The 15,793-nt window shown below is 59.9% G+C and carries 13 protein-coding genes; 7 read left to right on the forward strand and 6 right to left on the reverse strand.

The genetic code is table 11. From position 1 onward, the window contains the following. Nucleotides 1–47 precede the first annotated feature (47 nt). Together selD and mnmH are read left to right on the forward strand one after the other, a co-directional pair. The gene (selD, locus tag ACA065_RS10775) at nucleotides 48–1,082 is read left to right on the forward strand and encodes a selenide, water dikinase SelD (RefSeq protein ID WP_094952555.1); all 1,035 of its coding nucleotides are present in this window, start codon (nucleotides 48–50) and stop codon (nucleotides 1,080–1,082) included. After that, nucleotides 1,082–2,185 (forward strand): tRNA 2-selenouridine(34) synthase MnmH, encoded by a 1,104-nt coding sequence (gene mnmH / locus ACA065_RS10780; protein ID WP_497694475.1) that lies wholly within the window; start codon nucleotides 1,082–1,084, stop codon nucleotides 2,183–2,185. Before selD ends, mnmH begins: the two co-directional genes overlap by 1 nt. A 127-nt stretch (nucleotides 2,186–2,312) precedes the next feature. Here the strand turns inward: mnmH and ACA065_RS10785 are convergent, their stop codons facing one another. Both ACA065_RS10785 and ACA065_RS10790 read right to left on the reverse strand, forming a co-directional pair. Next, a complete protein-coding gene (locus ACA065_RS10785) occupies nucleotides 2,313–3,368 on the reverse strand; it encodes a permease (RefSeq protein WP_497694476.1) in 1,056 nt (351 codons plus the stop codon). Nucleotides 3,369–3,415: 47 nt separating this feature from the next. Then, the gene (locus ACA065_RS10790) at nucleotides 3,416–4,117 is read right to left on the reverse strand and encodes a histidine phosphatase family protein (RefSeq protein WP_497694477.1); all 702 of its coding nucleotides are present in this window, start codon (nucleotides 4,115–4,117) and stop codon (nucleotides 3,416–3,418) included. Nucleotides 4,118–4,371: 254 nt separating this feature from the next. Here ACA065_RS10790 and ACA065_RS10795 point away from each other — a divergent pair, with 254 nt between their 5' ends. From ACA065_RS10795 to hemB, 3 genes are all read left to right on the forward strand, one after another. Then, nucleotides 4,372–5,070, forward strand: a complete 699-nt coding sequence (locus tag ACA065_RS10795; RefSeq protein WP_497694478.1) for a glutathione S-transferase N-terminal domain-containing protein — start codon at nucleotides 4,372–4,374, stop codon at nucleotides 5,068–5,070. Nucleotides 5,071–5,073: 3 nt separating this feature from the next. Beyond that, on the forward strand, nucleotides 5,074–5,916 hold the full coding sequence (locus tag ACA065_RS10800) for a PhzF family phenazine biosynthesis protein (RefSeq protein WP_497694479.1): 843 nt from the start codon (nucleotides 5,074–5,076) through the stop codon (nucleotides 5,914–5,916). Nucleotides 5,917–6,032: 116 nt separating this feature from the next. After that, nucleotides 6,033–7,007: a porphobilinogen synthase gene (hemB, locus tag ACA065_RS10805; RefSeq protein ID WP_159955279.1), complete on the forward strand. Its 975-nt coding sequence runs from the start codon at nucleotides 6,033–6,035 to the stop codon at nucleotides 7,005–7,007. Between the two features lie 59 nt (nucleotides 7,008–7,066). Here hemB and ACA065_RS10810 read toward each other — a convergent pair whose 3' ends face one another. The 3 genes from ACA065_RS10810 to ACA065_RS10820 all read right to left on the reverse strand — a co-directional run bounded on the left by ACA065_RS10810 (nucleotide 7,067) and on the right by ACA065_RS10820 (nucleotide 13,000). Continuing rightward, complete coding sequence (locus ACA065_RS10810; RefSeq protein WP_497694480.1) at nucleotides 7,067–7,447, reverse strand: hypothetical protein; 381 nt, start codon at nucleotides 7,445–7,447, stop codon at nucleotides 7,067–7,069. Further along, nucleotides 7,444–12,189 carry an RHS repeat-associated core domain-containing protein gene (locus ACA065_RS10815; protein ID WP_497695333.1) on the reverse strand — a complete coding sequence of 1,582 codons (4,746 nt, stop codon included), beginning with the start codon at nucleotides 12,187–12,189 and terminating at the stop codon, nucleotides 7,444–7,446. The genes ACA065_RS10810 and ACA065_RS10815 overlap by 4 nt, the downstream gene beginning before the upstream one ends. Nucleotides 12,190–12,385: 196 nt before the next feature. Continuing rightward, on the reverse strand, nucleotides 12,386–13,000 hold the full coding sequence (locus ACA065_RS10820; RefSeq protein ID WP_497694481.1) for a LysE family translocator: 615 nt from the start codon (nucleotides 12,998–13,000) through the stop codon (nucleotides 12,386–12,388). A gap of 146 nt (nucleotides 13,001–13,146) precedes the next feature. On the opposite strand from ACA065_RS10820, the gene ACA065_RS10825 reads away from it, so the two are divergent. After that, a complete protein-coding gene (locus tag ACA065_RS10825) occupies nucleotides 13,147–14,232 on the forward strand; it encodes a DUF1615 domain-containing protein (RefSeq protein WP_497694482.1) in 1,086 nt (361 codons plus the stop codon). Here ACA065_RS10825 and ACA065_RS10830 read toward each other — a convergent pair whose 3' ends face one another. Further along, nucleotides 14,233–15,018 carry a DUF4349 domain-containing protein gene (locus tag ACA065_RS10830; protein WP_497694483.1) on the reverse strand — a complete coding sequence of 262 codons (786 nt, stop codon included), beginning with the start codon at nucleotides 15,016–15,018 and terminating at the stop codon, nucleotides 14,233–14,235. Between the two features lie 157 nt (nucleotides 15,019–15,175). Between ACA065_RS10830 and ACA065_RS10835 the strand changes: the two genes are divergently transcribed. Then, nucleotides 15,176–15,592, forward strand: a complete 417-nt coding sequence (locus tag ACA065_RS10835; protein WP_497694484.1) for a PaaI family thioesterase — start codon at nucleotides 15,176–15,178, stop codon at nucleotides 15,590–15,592. Nucleotides 15,593–15,793 lie beyond the last annotated feature (201 nt).

Genomic DNA, 15,793 nt, shown 5'->3' on the forward strand with positions numbered 1-15,793 from the left:
TTTTGCTGTCTGATAGAATCTGCGCACTTGTTACCTTGAGGTCCACCATGAACGAGCCGATTCGCCTCACCCAGTACAGCCACGGCGCGGGTTGCGGCTGCAAGATTTCACCCCAGGTGCTGGAAGTGATCCTCGCCGGCAGCGGCGCGCAGAACCTCGACCCCAACCTGTGGGTCGGTAACGCCTCACGCGACGATGCAGCGGTGTATGCCATCGACGACGAGCGTGGCGTGGTCTCCACCACTGATTTTTTCATGCCGATCGTCGATGACCCCTTCGACTTCGGGCGCATTGCCGCCACCAACGCGATCAGCGATATCTACGCCATGGGCGGCGACCCATTAATGGCCATCGCGATTCTGGGTTGGCCGGTGAATGTGCTGGCGCCGGAGATTGCCCGCGAAGTGATCCGTGGCGGCCGCTCGGTCTGCGATGCCGCTGGCATTCCGCTGGCCGGTGGGCACTCCATCGACGCCCCGGAACCGATCTTCGGCCTCGCCGTGACCGGCATCGTGCAAAAGCGCCATATGAAGCGCAACGACACCGCCACTGCCGGGTGCAAGCTGTACCTGACCAAGCCACTGGGCATCGGCATCCTCACCACCGCCGAGAAGAAGGGCAAATTGCGCGAGGCGGATATCGGCCTGGCCCGTGACTGGATGTGCACGCTGAACAAGCCTGGCAGCCGTTTCGGCAAATTGGCCGGCGTCACCGCCATGACCGATGTCACCGGTTTCGGCCTGCTCGGCCATCTGGTGGAGATGGCAGACGGCAGCGGCCTGACAGCGCGCATCGAGTACGAAAAAGTCCCACGCCTGCCAGGGGTTGAAGACTACCTGGATCAGGGCTGCATGCCGGGTGGCACGCTGCGCAACTTCGACAGCTATTCAAGCAAGCTCGGGCGCCTGCAAGAGCTGCACAAGCGTGTGTTGTGCGACCCGCAAACCAGCGGCGGCTTGCTGATCGCCGTTACCCCTGAAGGCGACGCCGAGTTCCACACCGTGGCCGCCGAGCTGGGCCTGAGCCTTGAGCCCATCGGTGAACTGGTTGAGCGACAGACCCACGCGGTAGAGGTGTTTTGATGGCAACTGACATCACCGACTACCGCGACATCTTTCTCAACGACCGGCCGATGATGGATACCCGCGCGCCGATCGAGTTCACCAAGGGCGCTTTCCCTGGCGTGATCAACTTGCCGCTGATGACCGACGACGAGCGCCAGCGGGTCGGCACCTGCTACAAGCAGCAGGGCCAGCAGGCGGCAATCGTTTTGGGGCATGAACTGGTGTCCGGGGCGATCAAGGACGAGCGCATCGAACAGTGGGCGCGGTTTGCCCAGGCCAACCCCAACGGAGTTCTGTACTGCTTTCGCGGCGGGCTGCGTTCGCAGATCGTGCAGCAGTGGTTGAAGACCGAAGCCGGTATTGAGTATCCCCGTGTCGGCGGTGGTTACAAAGCTATGCGCACCTTTTTGCTGGAGACGCTGGAGCACGCCACGGCTGAGTGTGATTTCGTGTTGTTGGGCGGCATGACCGGCACCGGCAAAACCGAAGTGCTCGGCCAGTTGCGCAACGCACTGGACCTGGAAGGCCATGCCAACCATCGCGGCTCCAGTTTCGGCAAGCGCGCCACGGCCCAGCCATCCAACATCGACTTCGAAAACCGCTTGGCCGTGGACCTGCTGAAAAAACGCGCGGGCGGCCTCGAGCAATTCGTGGTCGAGGATGAGAGCCGCATGATCGGCAGTTGCGCGCTGCCATTGCCGTTGCACAAAAGCATGCAAACCTTCCCGATGGTGTGGTTGGAAGACAGTGTCGAAGGCCGCGTCGAAAGAATCCTGCGCGATTACGTGGTCGATCTGTGCGCCGAGTTCATTCAGGTGTTCGGCGAAAACGGCCAGGTGCTGTTTGCCGAGCGCCTGACCCAGAGCCTGGCCAATATCCACAAACGCCTGGGTGGCGAACGCTTCCAGCGATTGCAGGCGGTCCTGCAGGAGGCCTTGGCAGAGCAGGCGCGCAGTGGCGCGGTGGACTTGCACCGGGTGTGGATCGAAGGGTTGCTGCGTGAGTATTACGACCCGATGTACGCCTTCCAGCGTGAGAGCAAAGGCGCGCGGATCGAGTTTGCGGGCGAGCAGGGCGCCGTGGTGGAGTACTTGCGCGAGCGCAGTGCCAGGCAAGCATAACCGGTGGGTTTAGGGCCTCTTCGCGAGCAAGCCCGCTCCCACATTTTGACCGCGTTCCTCCAGGATAAACACGGTTGAATGTGGGCGCTGGCTTGCCTGCGGAGGGGCCCTGCGCCTCACCCAAAAGCTAGAGAATCAGCGCCCCGATCAACCCGCACACCACGCCCATCAACATGGTCAACCCGGCCACTGTCACCAGCACCCGCGCATCGAAATCCTTGCGCAGCATCAACAGTGACGGCAGGCTCACGCTCGGCAAAGTCATCAGCAAGGCCACGGCCGGGCCGGTGCCCATGCCCAGGGTCATCATGGTTTGTACGATAGGGATCTCGGCGGCGGTAGGAATCACGAACAGCGTGCCGACGATTGCCAGCGGCACCAGCCACATCAGGCTGTTGGCCATGGCGCCATCGACATGGGGGAACAGCCAGACCCGCGCGGCTCCCAATACCAACACGGCGAGGATGTAGACCGGGATCGTGCTCCAGAACAACTGCCACAGCGTACGCAGCCAACGGCTCAGAAACGGTTGCGACTCGATTTGGCTGACGTCGGCCACCGCGTCCAACGCGGCTTCGGGCACTTGGTCGGGCCGCGCAATCCGCTGCGCTACCAGCGACACGCCGACCACCAGCACAATTCCCGCCACCAGCCGTAACGCGGTAAAGCCCCAGCCCAAGACAAACCCCATAAACACCAGCGTCGCCGGGTTCAAGACCGGGTTGGCGATCCAGAACGCCAGCGCCGCGCCCACCGACACGTGCTGACGGCGCATGCCCGCGGCCACCGGTGCCGCGCAGCAACTGCACATCATCCCCGGCAAGGCGAACAGCCCGCCGCGCAGGGTCGACCCCAGCCCGGCGCGTCCGAAGAGGCGCAACAGCCAGTCACGGGGGATCAACACTTGCAGCAGCGAACCCAGAATTACCGCCAGCACGGCAGCCTTCCAGATCGCCAGGAAATACACCTGGGCATAGGCCAGCGCGGCAGTCAGCGGCGCAGTTTGTTGGTCATTGAGAATCGAGGCGCCGATGCTGTGGTTGTCCGCCGCCACAAACGCCTTGAGGTAGTAGGGCGACCACTTCACGTAGTAGAGGCCGATGCAGGCCACCAGCAGGAACAGCGCTGGTTTCCACCAGAACGACCAGCCCCGGTTGGGCTGGGTAGAGATGAGGTTGGGCATGTTGCAAATCCGCAGATGATTCAATAGCGGGGCATCATACGCCTGTGTCAGATATCCGCAGCCGTTTGAGTTGCGTCCGGGCACGTCTGCTGGCCGTTATCCAGGCCTTGCTTGTAGTTGCGGCTCAGCAGGGAGGCCTTGCCGTTATGCCAGGTCAATGTCAGCACATACAGGGTGTCGTAGTCACTGCCCGACCAATCGTCAGTGATGGTGTGTTTTTCACCCGAGGCTTCACTGGCCACCTTATTGATCAGCTCCGGCAGGTAGCCGTGAGACCAGGCGGTGTAAATGATTGAGTTGTGGTACTTGTCTTCGACCAGCTCGTCAGCGAGGTCGCTGGTGTCATTGGCAGAGAACTTGATGTTTACCGGCAGGCCGAGCTTGATGGCACTGGGACTGATGGTCATCAGCGGCCTGATGTAGCTGTAGGAGTTGTCCTTCTCGCCTTCCTCGACATTGCGTGTCGGGTTCGGGGCAAACACGTAATTGGCCTTGCCGAATTTGTCTGGCAGCACGGTGGCCAGGTTCATCGCGCGGTTTAAACCTTGGCAGTTGAGCTGGCCGAGGCCGCCGGCGGGTTTTTCGCCGTGACGCAGGAACACCAGGGTTTGCACACCGTCCACGGGGCCGGCGCTGCTGACCCGTGATTCCAGGGTCAGGCCAATTGCACCGCCAGCCACGAGCAGCGGCAGCATGATGTATGAATAACGTTTAAGACGTCGCGCAAGGCACAGAGGCTTGATTCTCATTGTGGGTTCGAGTCTTCAGTGCATCGGATTAAGGCGGACAAGCCCGGCCCCAGTGACGCATCCGGCGTCCTGCGGTTTTTCCGTGTCGTTGTAACAAGGTGTCTCCTTTCACCGTAATCGCGCACTTAAGAGTGCGCATCGGCGCTTTGGTTCGCCTGCGCGCAAGATTAGCGCGGCTATGTTGCGCGTTGATGACCCATGCAGGACGCCGGGCAGGTGGCTATTATGGGGGCTTTCCGCCTGGGGATTTCCCGATGAACGCACTCGCCGCCTTCCCGATCAATAGCAAATGGCCCGCCCAGCACCCCGAGCGCCTTCAGCTGTATTCGTTGCCCACGCCCAACGGCGTCAAAGTGTCGATCATGCTTGAAGAGCTGGGCCTGCCTTATGAGGCGCATAAGGTCAGTTTCGAGACCCAGGACCAGCTGTCGCCCGAGTTCCTGTCCCTGAACCCCAACAACAAAATCCCCGCGATCATCGACCCCAATGGCCCCAGCGGTCAGCCGCTGGCGTTGTTTGAGTCCGGCGCGATCCTGATCTACCTGGCGGAAAAAACCAGCCAATTGCTCCCCGAAGACCCCGCCGCCCGCTACGAAACCCTGCAATGGCTGATGTTCCAGATGGCCGGCATCGGCCCGATGTTCGGCCAAGTGGGGTTCTTCAACAAATTCGCCGGCAAGGCTTACGAAGATAAACGCCCGCGTGATCGCTACGCCGCCGAAGCCCGGCGTTTGCTTGATGTGCTGGAAAAACGCCTGCTGGGCCGCACCTGGATCATGGGCGACGCGTACAGCATCGCCGACATCGCTACTTTTCCGTGGATTCGCAACCTGATCGGCTTCTATGAATCCGGCGACCTGGTCGGCATTGCCGATTTCCCTAACGTACTGCGTGCGCTGGACGGCTTTGTCGCCCGCCCTGCGGTGATCCGTGGCCTGAACATACCGAGCTGACGCATGCCGACTTTCGATTTCAAGCAACTGGATGTATTCAGCAGCGTTTCCCTGAAGGGCAACCCACTGGCGGTGGTGCTCGGCGCTGACAGCCTCACCGACCAGCAAATGGCCGATTTCGCCAATTGGACCAACCTCAGCGAAACCACGTTTTTGCTGACGCCGCGCGACCCGCGGGCCGACTACCGGGTGAGGATTTTCACCACGCTCAAAGAGCTGCCGTTCGCCGGGCACCCGACGCTGGGCAGTTGCCATGCGTGGCTGCAAGCGGGGGGCGTTGCGAAAGGTGAGGAGATTATCCAGGAGTGCGAAATCGGCCTGGTACGTGTCCGTCGCGAAGGCGATGAGCTGGCGTTTATCGCCCCACCGTTATTGCGTACTGGCGCAGTCGAAGCGCCCGTGCTGGAACGTGTTCGTCTAGGGCTGGGCCTGGCGCCCGAGGCCATTGTGCGCAGCCAATGGGTCGACAATGGCGCGGGCTGGCTGGCGGTGATGCTCGCTGATCGCGACCAAGTGCTGGCTTTACAGCCCGACTACTCGCAACTGCACGGCCTGGCCATTGGCGTCATCGCACCGTGTGACCCGGCGCGCGACGCCGTGGACACACACTTCGAGGTCCGCGCCTTTATCGCCGGCGACGGCGCCCAGGAAGACCCGGCCACCGGCAGCCTGAATGCCGGCATTGCCCAGTGGCTATTGGGTGAAGGCCTTGCGCCGAGCCGTTACGTGGTCAGCCAAGGCACGGCCATGGGGCGCGCCGGGCGTATTCGTGTGGAGCGCCACGGCGATGAAATCTGGATCGGCGGCGCGGTAGCGGTGTGTATTGAAGGGCGAGTACAGCTCTAGATCAATGAATTGTTACGCGCTGCGCAATACACTGTTGGCCCCTTGGCGTTTGTGCTGCCGGGGCCAAGGGGCATAAGCTTTTGCCCCAACTATTTCTGCCGCTATCCAGGACAGCCATGACCAGCCAGTTCCCCCAAGCCCGCCCACGTCGCCTGCGCCGCTCCCCGGAGCTGCGTGGCCTGTTCCAGGAAACCGAATTCACGCTGAACGATCTGGTACTGCCGATTTTCGTCGAAGAAGAAATCGACGATTTCGTGCCGATCACCAGCATGCCGGGCGTGGTGCGTATCCCTGAGAAGAAACTGGCCGGTGAGATCGAGCGCTATGCCCGCGCCGGGATCAAGTCAGTCATGACGTTCGGCGTGTCCCACCACCTGGACGCCAACGGCAGCGACACCTGGAAGGAACGTGGTCTGGTCTCGCGCATGTCCTCGATCATCAAGGACGCCGTGCCGGAAATGATCGTAATGTCCGACACCTGCTTCTGCGAATACACCGACCACGGCCACTGCGGCGTGATGCACGGTGCCCACGTCGACAACGACGCGACCCTGGTCAACCTCGGCAAACAAGCCGTGGCAGCCGCCCGCGCCGGCGCTGACGTAATCGCGCCATCCGCCGCCATGGACGGCCAGGTCCAGGCGATTCGCCGCGCCCTGGACGACGCCGGCTTCACGCATATTCCAATCATGGCCTACTCCACCAAATTCGCCTCGGCCCTCTACGGCCCGTTCCGCGAAGCCGGCGGCAGCGCGCTCAAAGGCGACCGTAAAAGCTACCAGATGAACCCGATGAACCGCCGCGAAGCCGTGCGCGAGTCGCTGCTCGATGAGCAAGAAGGCGCAGACGCGCTGATGGTCAAGCCGGCCGGTGCTTACCTCGACATCATCCGCGACATCCGCGAAGCCTCGCGCTTGCCGGTGGCGGCGTATCAGGTGAGTGGTGAGTACGCGATGATCAAATTTGGCGCCCAGGCGGGCGCGATCGATGAGGCGCGGGTGGTGCGGGAGACGTTGGGGTCGATCAAGCGAGCGGGGGCGGATTTGATTTTCACGTACTTTGCGATGGATTTGGCGTTGGCGGGGATTTAAGGGCGCAATTTAACTCTGTGGCGGGCACGTTTGCTCGCTGCAGGCGCTTCGCACAACGCCTACACCGATTCAGCCCAGCGCTGACAAAAGTCGTGTTGCTCCTGTATGTCGTTGGTGAGATCGTTTTCTTCATAAGAGAAAATATGCACAAGCTCACCCTCCGGAACCCCCATAGTCATCTCGTAGGCGACAAGTCCATTGGACATGTGCGAAGACATTCCTGATGTGTGGACGTTGATTTTTGCGCCTTTGCATAAAAACTTTATATGTTTCAAGTCTGCCCTCATTAAGCCGAAGCAGTCGTACAGATCCAGTGCTGTGTAGGTTTTTCGTGTTTCATCGCTCATTACTAGGTAAAGGGTAGGTTTACCCCCTTCGTATTCGATGATTGCGTTTTCACGTACACCGTTTTTTATGATGGTGATTTCACGGGATTTCATGGGAACTTCCTATTAGGGTTCAATATGGTATATCCCTTATAAGTGCCGTCTTCGTTGACTGGCGAAGCACCTAAAATATCTTTAGTGTCTATACGTTCTGGAATTGCAATTTCTAATTCATTTTTGTGTTTGGAACGCACCCCAAGTTCTTTATTTACGTCTCTGCCAGGGATTTTTCTTAGTGTATAAAGAAATCCTTCTTCAAATCCATAATTGGATGCGAATACTAACGCTTGGGTGCTGGAAGTCGACGTGGGTACAAAGTTACTCGGAGGGCTAGCGTTGTTTACCGAGTGTAGATAAAGGTCTGTGCTCGACCCTCGACTGTCAAATCCCTTTTCAAAGATTTCATCTGGTTCTCTTAAATCCCCACGATATAAATACCGTCGTTTTTTCTGTGGGGTTGGCGCCGATGGCGACTTATCATCAACCCTTGTCTTCCCGGAGGGGCTCTCTTTTTGGGCCTGAGGTTTACATCCATCCCCTCCTGGGCATGTGTTCAAGCCTAGTGGATCTACCCATCCGGTGGGATTGGGCACGTACTGGTACGCATTGATCCCACCCGCCAGCTTCACTGGATCCGGCGTCAGGTATCGACCAATATCTGGATTGTAGTAGCGATGGCGGTTGTAGTGCAGCCCGCTTTCGTGATCGAAATATTGGCCTTGGAAGCGCAGCGGATTGTCTACTTTGTTTATGTCCAGGCGGCTGATTTGGCCGTAGGCACGGTAATGCGCGGACCAGACGATTTCGCCGTCAGGGGCGGTGAGCTCCTGCGGCGTGCCGAGGTGGTCGAGTTGGTAGTGGAAGGGCTGGGTATCTTGAGGGCCGTAGCCTTCCAGCAGAACCAACGGGCGGAAACTGTCCGGTTCGTAGATGTAGCTGCGATGGCGATCCGAGTGATGCTCGGCAATCAGCTTGTCGCCTTGCCAGAAAAACTCGGTGGTTATGCCGTCGACGGTTTTGCTGATGCGCCGACCAAACGGGTCATATCGATAGCTGGCGGTTTGCCCGTTGGGCTGGGTGATACCAATCAGCCGATGCTGACAGTCGTAGCGATATTCGGTGACGAGTTGGTGGCCCTTGCCGCGTCTTTGGCGGATCAGATTACCGAACGCGTCATAGTCGTAATGATGATCGCCCTGGATCATCAACCGATTCCCGGCCACGATGTCCGGGCCGGGGCGGTCCTGCATCAGCAGGTTGCCGGCCGGGTCGTGGCCGAAGCGTTCCTGCTGGTCTTGCGAGTGATCCGCGCGGGTCAGGCGGGCGAGGGGGTCGTAGTGGTAGTGGTGTTCGCCTTTGCGGGTATCGAGCAGGCGGGTGAGGTTGCCGGTTTTGTCGTAGTCGTAGTGGCGGCGGTAGTGCTTGTGGTCCTCTTGGGTCACTGCGTGGGCGTGCAGGCGGTTTTGTTCGTCGTAGTGATAGTGGCTGAGCAGTTCGCCTTGTTGGCGTTGGCGTTCGCGGCCGGTGTTGAAGAGGTGGGAGGTGAGGGTTTTGCCATTTAGCTCGACGGTGGCGAGGTGGCCGCCTTTGTCGTGGTTGAAGGTGAGACGGTTGTTGTCCGGCAGGCGCAGGTTTTTCAGTTGGCCGCAGGCGTCGTAGCCGTAGCGCAGGGTGCCCCAGCCTTGGTGGTCGGCGGTGAGGCGGTTTTGGCTGTCGTACTCGTAGGCTAACGCCCAGTGGCCGTCGTCGACGCTGAGGAGGTTGCCTTGGCGGTCGTAGGTGTAATCAACAACTCCAGCGTCTGGGAGGGTTTTTCGTACGAGGCGGCCGGAAGGGTCTCGCTCGTAACGGGTGGTTAGCTGACTGCCATCGTCGCCGTGTTCGATTTTCTCCAGCAGGTTGCCGTTGAGGTCGTAGACGTAAGCCGTACGCTGGCCGTCAAACCCGGTTTCCTGCTGGATCAGGCCGTTGGGGTGGTAGTCGAGTTGGTAGGTTTCGCCGACTTCGTTTTCGATCTCGGTCAGGAGTAACCGGGTGTTGTCGTAGCGGTAGTTGACCTGGGTGCCATCAGCGTTGAGGCGGCGGCTGATCAGGTGCAGGCCGTCGGCGTATTCGTAGCGGGTGACGTGGCCCAATTCGTCACGTTCAGAGGTGATTTTTCCGTAGGGGTTGTAGCTGAATTCGCGCGTGGCGCCATCGGGCTGGGTCAGTTTCAACAAGCGCCCGGCCGCGTCCCACTGATACTGGGTCAGCGCCCCATGTTCATCCTCACGCGCAACCTGCTGTCCCACATCGTCATAGCGATAACGCTTGATCCCGCCATTGGGCAGTTGCTCTTCGGTAAGCTGCCCACGCTCATTCCAAACCAGCCGATGACAACTGTGATCGGGATACCAAACGCCGGACAGTTGCCCGTGTTTGTTGTAGGTGTAGTCCGTAACGTTGCCGTCAGGATCTGTCTTACGCGTAACGTCTCCCTGATCATTACGTTCGTATTTCCAGACCGCCTCACCCCGCCGCACAACCCGTACGAACCCGTTGTCATGCTCGTAGGAAGTCGGCTCATCCTCTCCCGGAAACAGCGCCACTAGACGCCCGGCGTCGTCATACTGATACGCCGTCACCGCCCCCAGCGGGTCCTGCTCAACCGTCAGCCGGCCCTTGTCGTCATAGGATTTGAAGTGTTCAGCGCCATCGGGATCAATCCGCTGCACCAGCCGCGCGCGCTGGTCATGGACATACACTTCCTGGCTGCCATCAGCGTTGTGAACCGTGACCCTGCCGTTGTCATCCCAGACATACCGCGTGTCCATCTGCGAAAAACTGGCCCAATGTCGAACACACCGCGCAGCCTTACCAGACCGTTCCCACTCCCAAAAGAAACTCGCCCCACCGGCCAACTGCCGCTCAAGAATGACGTGCTGGTCGTCGTACCGATAAACCTCGCTTTCACCGACAGCGTTGGTCGCCGAAACCAGTCGTCCCGCCTCGTCATAGGTGTAGGAAACGACGTTCTGCTCCGTCACCCACACATACGGCTCACGGCCTTTGGCCCGATGAACCTGATAGTCCACCGCCACAATGCGGCCCAGTTCGTAGCGCAAAAACAAACAACGGCCGACACCGTTATCCAGCCGCTCAATCCGCCCCAAACGATCACGAGCAATGCGCAGCCGGTTGTCATACGCATCACTGATCGCTGTCAGCACACCGTCGCGGAAATGGTAGAAACGCGACGCCTGCGCCAGCACCAACTCATCGGGCAGAGCCCCCAAATAAATCGCCGCTTCGGCCAAGCTATTGGTGATCGCCGGTCGCGCCACAGTCGGCAAGGGCAGGGCAGTCGAGCGATTCTCATGATCCGTCCAAACCACCGAATCACCGTCCACCACCAACCGCTGCGCCAGCGCATGACTCCAACCAAACCCCAACCCGCAATCCACTTCGACCGCACTGGTGCGGTACAACCGCGTCCACTCAAACGGCAAAATCCCGTCCAGCGCACCATCGGTAAGGGTCAGCAATTCCTCCCCGGTGACCATCGACACCGGGCAGCCGTTGGTGGCGGTCTTGTCCGCAGGCGCTGCCGCATCGCCCTGGGGATTCTTCGCAGAGGCCGGCACATCATCGACAGGTTCCTGGCGCACCAACGCCGTCTTTTGGGTCTTCTTACGAACCGCAGGCACCGCGTTCGCAACCAGGTTATCTCCAGCCTTCAACGGCACGCCCGCTACGGTATTGATCGAAGTCGCCGGCCCGGCGAGCAATATCGGCTTAGCCGCCTCAACATGGGCATCCAGACGAGACTTCCCGAACTGGCTGGCCATATGCTCCAGCCACTGGCGCGCACGGTGAGACTTGATGCCGCCCAGCACCTTGGTGCTCAGGCGAATCACAATACCCATGCCGGCAGTGGCTAGGCCCAGCAACACGTTGATCAGCACTTCGACGCTGATCGAGCCCAGCAGCTCGTTCATATACGGCGGCGGCATCATCCGCATCCAACTGACCATGGCCGCCACGTAGATGAACAGCAGCGGCTCATCGCTCAGCACCAGAAGGCCTTTGGCGAGGGTTTCGGCGCTGACCTTCAGCAGTTTTTCGAACTCGGCCTGGGACAGGTAGTGCAGCAGCTTTTCGGCATTCGCCAGTGGGTGCGCCAGCCACTCAACCAGCTCTTGGAGGGTTTCCCAAAGCGAGTACAGTGCATCGCCAAAGCCTTTGGCATAGGCCTGGTGCAGCGAGAGATAGCGTTTGAGAAAGTTTGCCTCGGAGTAGTTCTTCCACAGCGGCGCAAAGGTGCCATCCCACTCGCTGCGCAGCCAGCGCTCCAGCGGGGCGATGACCGACTGATAGGAGGCATACAACGCCTTGAAGTGTTCTTTGGAAACGTTGGGGTAAAAATTGACCCGGTACTTCTGGTTGCGATCACACTCGGTGATTTCCAGGATGCCGCTGGGCCCAATGACTTTATGGATGGGCTCGCCCAGGGGGCCACCGTTGGGGTCGATGCGTTGCAACACCACGGGCGTGTTGCCAATGGGCACGAACTGAGCACTCTGGAACATGTGCACCAGAGTCAAGGTGCCGTCTTGCTTGCACGCTGCAACGGTCGAGCTGGGGATGATGGAGCGATTGATCGGCGCGACCAGCGCCACCTCATCCCCGACCTTGAAAACCTGCTCGACATCCAGCGCCGAAAAACTGAAGAAGCTTTCCGCCCAGATTTCGTAGGAATTGAGGCAGCGTCTGAAATCGCCGAGAACGGATTCGACGTCGCGCGTCTTTGAATCCATGGCGGCCAGCACCAGAAGGCCAATGGCTTGGCTGGTGGCGGCGATCAAAAGGCAGCCCCAAAAGCCGGGGCCTTAACGGAAAAAACCATCTGCAATCCCTCGCACTGTGTGATCAGGCGAAGGACTTTGCAGAGGTTTTCAGGCTTTATCTGTAGAGCTTATCTGGCGGTTACGTGGGATGTTTCAGTAGTCCTTGTCAGCGCTGCGCAAACGCCAAGTTCAACCCCAACCCCGCAAAGGCGGCCGCAAAACTGCGGCGCAGCCAGTTCTGTACCCGTGGTGATTCGATCACAGCGCGACGGAAGTTATTGGCCAACAAGCCATAGATGACGAAAACCGCAAACGTCATGGCCATGAATACCCCGCTCAATACCAGCATTTGCAAGGCGGGCGCCGTGCTGCCTGGCGTGACGAACTGAGGAAGAAAAGCCAGGAAGAAAATCGTCAGTTTCGGGTTGAGAATGTTCAGCAAGAAACCACGCAGCATCAAGCTGTGTGCGGTTGCTACCGTCGGCGCGTCATTCATGGCGAAGGCTGAGCGGTCACGCCAGGTGGCGTAGGCCAGATAGAGCAGGTAGGCGACGCCAGCATATTTGAGTACTTCAAACGCCAACGCGCTGGTGTGCAGCAGCGCGCAAAGGCCGAGCACAGATGCCAGCAAGTGCGGGAGGATTCCCGCCGTACAGCCCAGCGCGGCAAACACGCTGGCGCGCTTGCCGGCGGTGAGGCCGGTGGAGACGGTAAAGATCACACCAGTGCCGGGGATCAGCACGACAATCAGGCAGGTGACGAAGAAGTTCATACTCAGCATGGCATTCAAACTCCGTGTAGGAATGGTCGATGACAGATCCTGTCACGTTAGTTTGCGGCTGGCGAGTGCAGCAGGTCAGCGAACCCCGGTTAGACTTACCTGTCGATATCCGCAATGCCCGGCCCGTCGTTATCCAAGGAAGCCTCATGTATTCAAACCGCCTGATCCTGTTCCTCACCACGTTGCTGGTGCTGGCCGGTTGCTCCACCTCACGCAGTCCGCAACAGCCGGAGCGCAGCGAGGCCGAGGTGAAAGCGCAGATTGTGCGGCTGCTGCCGGCGACAGTGCCGGACCGTAAAGGCTGGGCTCAGGATATCTACACGGCCTTCGACACCCAGAAAATCTACCCCAGCACCGAAAATATTTGCGCCGTGCTGGCGGTGACCGAGCAAGAGTCCACCTATCAAGTCGACCCACCGGTGCCAAACATGGGCAAGATCGCCCAGGATGAAATCCTGCGGCGCGCCGGCAAGGTCCATGTGCCGGCCTTTGTGGTACGCAGCGCCTTGCAATTGCGCTCGCCCACCGGCAAGTCCTACGCAGATCGCTTGAATGCTGCGCGTACAGAGAAGGACCTGAGTGGGATCTTTGACGACTTCATCAGTGGGGTGCCTTTGGGCAGTACGCTGTTTGGCGGTTTCAACCCGGTGCATACGGCAGGCCCGATGCAAGTGAGCATCGACTTTGCGCAGAAACAGGCGCGGGGTTATCCCTACACGGTGGACGGCACGATTCGCCGAGAAGTCTTCACGCGGCGCGGCGGCATGTATTTCGGCATCGCCCACTTGCTGGGCTACCCGGTCAATTATGACCAGCCGTTGTATCGCTTTGCCGACTTTAATGCGGGCTGGTATGCCAGCCGCAACGCCGCGTTCCAGGCGGCCGTCAGCCGTGTCACCGGCACCGAGCTGGCGTTGGATGGGGACTTGATCCGCTATGGCTCATTGCTGCCTGGCACCACTGAGTTGGCGGTGCGCTCCCTGGGCGCGAAGCTGGACATGCGCAACCCCAGCATCCGCAGCCAGTTGGAGAAGGGCGAGCAACTGGACTTTGAGGAAACCACTCTCTACAAACGTGTGTTTGCCCTGGCTGATAAAGCTGCCGGCAAGCCAATGCCGCGGGCGATCTTGCCGGGCATTGTGCTCAAGAGCCCAAAGATCACCCGCAACCTGACCACTGCGTGGTTTGCCAAGCGCGTGGATGAGCGGTATCAGCGCTGCATGAAGCGCTGATCAAGTGCGGCGCTTGACGAAGCGACGCCACAGCCACACCCAGAGCCATACCACCGGGAACGCCAGGATAACGAACGGCAACACATAACTGGCGCGTTCCAGGGCGTCTGCCGTGCCGTTCACGAGATTGTCGCCGAGGTTGCTGAACATGCGGCTCAAGCGTGACTGCTGGTTCGCACCATCGGATGAGCGGAAATTCAGGGTCACGCGGTTGGTATCGAGGCGGCGTTGCTGGCCGGCGGCGACTTGGGCGAGCTCCTGCAATTCGTTTTCGATGGCCGCCTGCTCCTTGCTCAAGGCGATCAGGTCGCTGACGGTGATGTCCTTGCGCTTGGCCAGTTCATCGAGGCGTTGCTGTTGGGTTTGCAGGCGGCCCTGTCGACGGCGCACATCGGCGACTGCGTCGGCCAGGTCTTCGGCGGTAGTGATGCGCTGGCCGAGTTTTCCACCTTCAGCGGCCATCGCGACCATCGGCTCCACGCCGGTGGGCGCAATGCGCAGGATGATTTCGCCACCGTTGCCCTCTTCAGTGATGCCCAGAATATTGCAGGCGCCAAAGCGTGCCGATTCACAGGCCTCACGGGTTGCCTGCATACGCGGTGCAAGCAGGGCGCCGGGCAGCGCCAGGGTCAGCGCATGCTCATAGGCCAATTGCGCGCCGGCCCGGCCTTGTTCGCCGTTGATCACGGTGGCGCGGGAGTGTTCCTTGGGCGAACAACCGCCCAGGGCCAGGCCAGCCAGTAAGATCAGAAGAAGCGGTGTGGGCGTGCCGTCCAGGTGGCGCATTGCAGTTCCTTTGGGGGTACAGGGGAAATTGACCGCGATTAAAGCGGGTCTGGCGGATTTACGCAAAGCATCCCATGGGATTTGCGTGGCTGATGGTGATGGCCCTCAAGTAGGGGCTGGCGTACACCTCAAGCCTGACTCCTGGGAAGAACTCGCCATGATCGCCCACGCTGTGCCCGAAGGATTCGTTTCGCTGCCACGCAGTAGCCCGCTTCTTGATTTGTTAGGCCCGGCGTATTGCCGGGGCGAAGGCCTGCAGCTGGAAATCGGCCTGCGCGCCGACAACCGTCACGCGAATGGGCGGGGCACGGTGCATGGCGGGGTATTGGCGACTCTGGCGGATATCGGCATGGGTTATGCGATGGCGTTTTCCAGTGAGCCGCCGTTGCCGTTGATTACTGCGAGCATGACTTTGGACTACCTGGGGGCGGTGCAGGTAGGGGAGTGGATTGTGGTGCGTCTGGAACATCACAAGCGGGGGCGGCAGATGGCGTTTGCCACGGTGAGCTTGCAGGTGGGCGAGAAGGTGGTGGCGCGGGCGAATGCGGTGTTTGCGGTGCCTCGCTCGGAGTGACAATACAGATCTAATGTGGGAGCGGGCTTGCTCGCGAAAGCAGAGTGTCAGTGAAGCGTCTATCGACTGACACACCGCTTTCGCGAGCAAGCCCGCTCCCACAGTTGGTCTGTGGTTTTTCAGGGCTACCGTGCAAAAAGAAAAGGCCCGATTTTTCGTGGAATCGGGCCTGTTCTCATGTTGCTCTTATCAAAGGGGCCG

The sequence above is a fragment of the Pseudomonas sp. LBUM1640 genome, from assembly GCF_059716225.1.

What these genes read in the sequence shown, in the direction of transcription:
- selD (WP_094952555.1), top strand. Translation starts at nt 48, where the DNA reads ATGAACGAGCCGATTCGCCTCACCCAGTACAGCCACGGCGCGGGTTGC.
- mnmH (WP_497694475.1), top strand. Translation starts at nt 1,082, where the DNA reads ATGGCAACTGACATCACCGACTACCGCGACATCTTTCTCAACGACCGG.
- ACA065_RS10785 (WP_497694476.1), bottom strand. Translation starts at nt 3,368, where the DNA reads ATGCCCAACCTCATCTCTACCCAGCCCAACCGGGGCTGGTCGTTCTGG.
- ACA065_RS10790 (WP_497694477.1), bottom strand. Translation starts at nt 4,117, where the DNA reads ATGAGAATCAAGCCTCTGTGCCTTGCGCGACGTCTTAAACGTTATTCA.
- ACA065_RS10795 (WP_497694478.1), top strand. Translation starts at nt 4,372, where the DNA reads ATGAACGCACTCGCCGCCTTCCCGATCAATAGCAAATGGCCCGCCCAG.
- ACA065_RS10800 (WP_497694479.1), top strand. Translation starts at nt 5,074, where the DNA reads ATGCCGACTTTCGATTTCAAGCAACTGGATGTATTCAGCAGCGTTTCC.
- hemB (WP_159955279.1), top strand. Translation starts at nt 6,033, where the DNA reads ATGACCAGCCAGTTCCCCCAAGCCCGCCCACGTCGCCTGCGCCGCTCC.
- ACA065_RS10810 (WP_497694480.1), bottom strand. Translation starts at nt 7,447, where the DNA reads ATGAAATCCCGTGAAATCACCATCATAAAAAACGGTGTACGTGAAAAC.
- ACA065_RS10815 (WP_497695333.1), bottom strand. Translation starts at nt 12,189, where the DNA reads ATGGATTCAAAGACGCGCGACGTCGAATCCGTTCTCGGCGATTTCAGA.
- ACA065_RS10820 (WP_497694481.1), bottom strand. Translation starts at nt 13,000, where the DNA reads ATGCTGAGTATGAACTTCTTCGTCACCTGCCTGATTGTCGTGCTGATC.
- ACA065_RS10825 (WP_497694482.1), top strand. Translation starts at nt 13,147, where the DNA reads ATGTATTCAAACCGCCTGATCCTGTTCCTCACCACGTTGCTGGTGCTG.
- ACA065_RS10830 (WP_497694483.1), bottom strand. Translation starts at nt 15,018, where the DNA reads ATGCGCCACCTGGACGGCACGCCCACACCGCTTCTTCTGATCTTACTG.
- ACA065_RS10835 (WP_497694484.1), top strand. Translation starts at nt 15,176, where the DNA reads ATGATCGCCCACGCTGTGCCCGAAGGATTCGTTTCGCTGCCACGCAGT.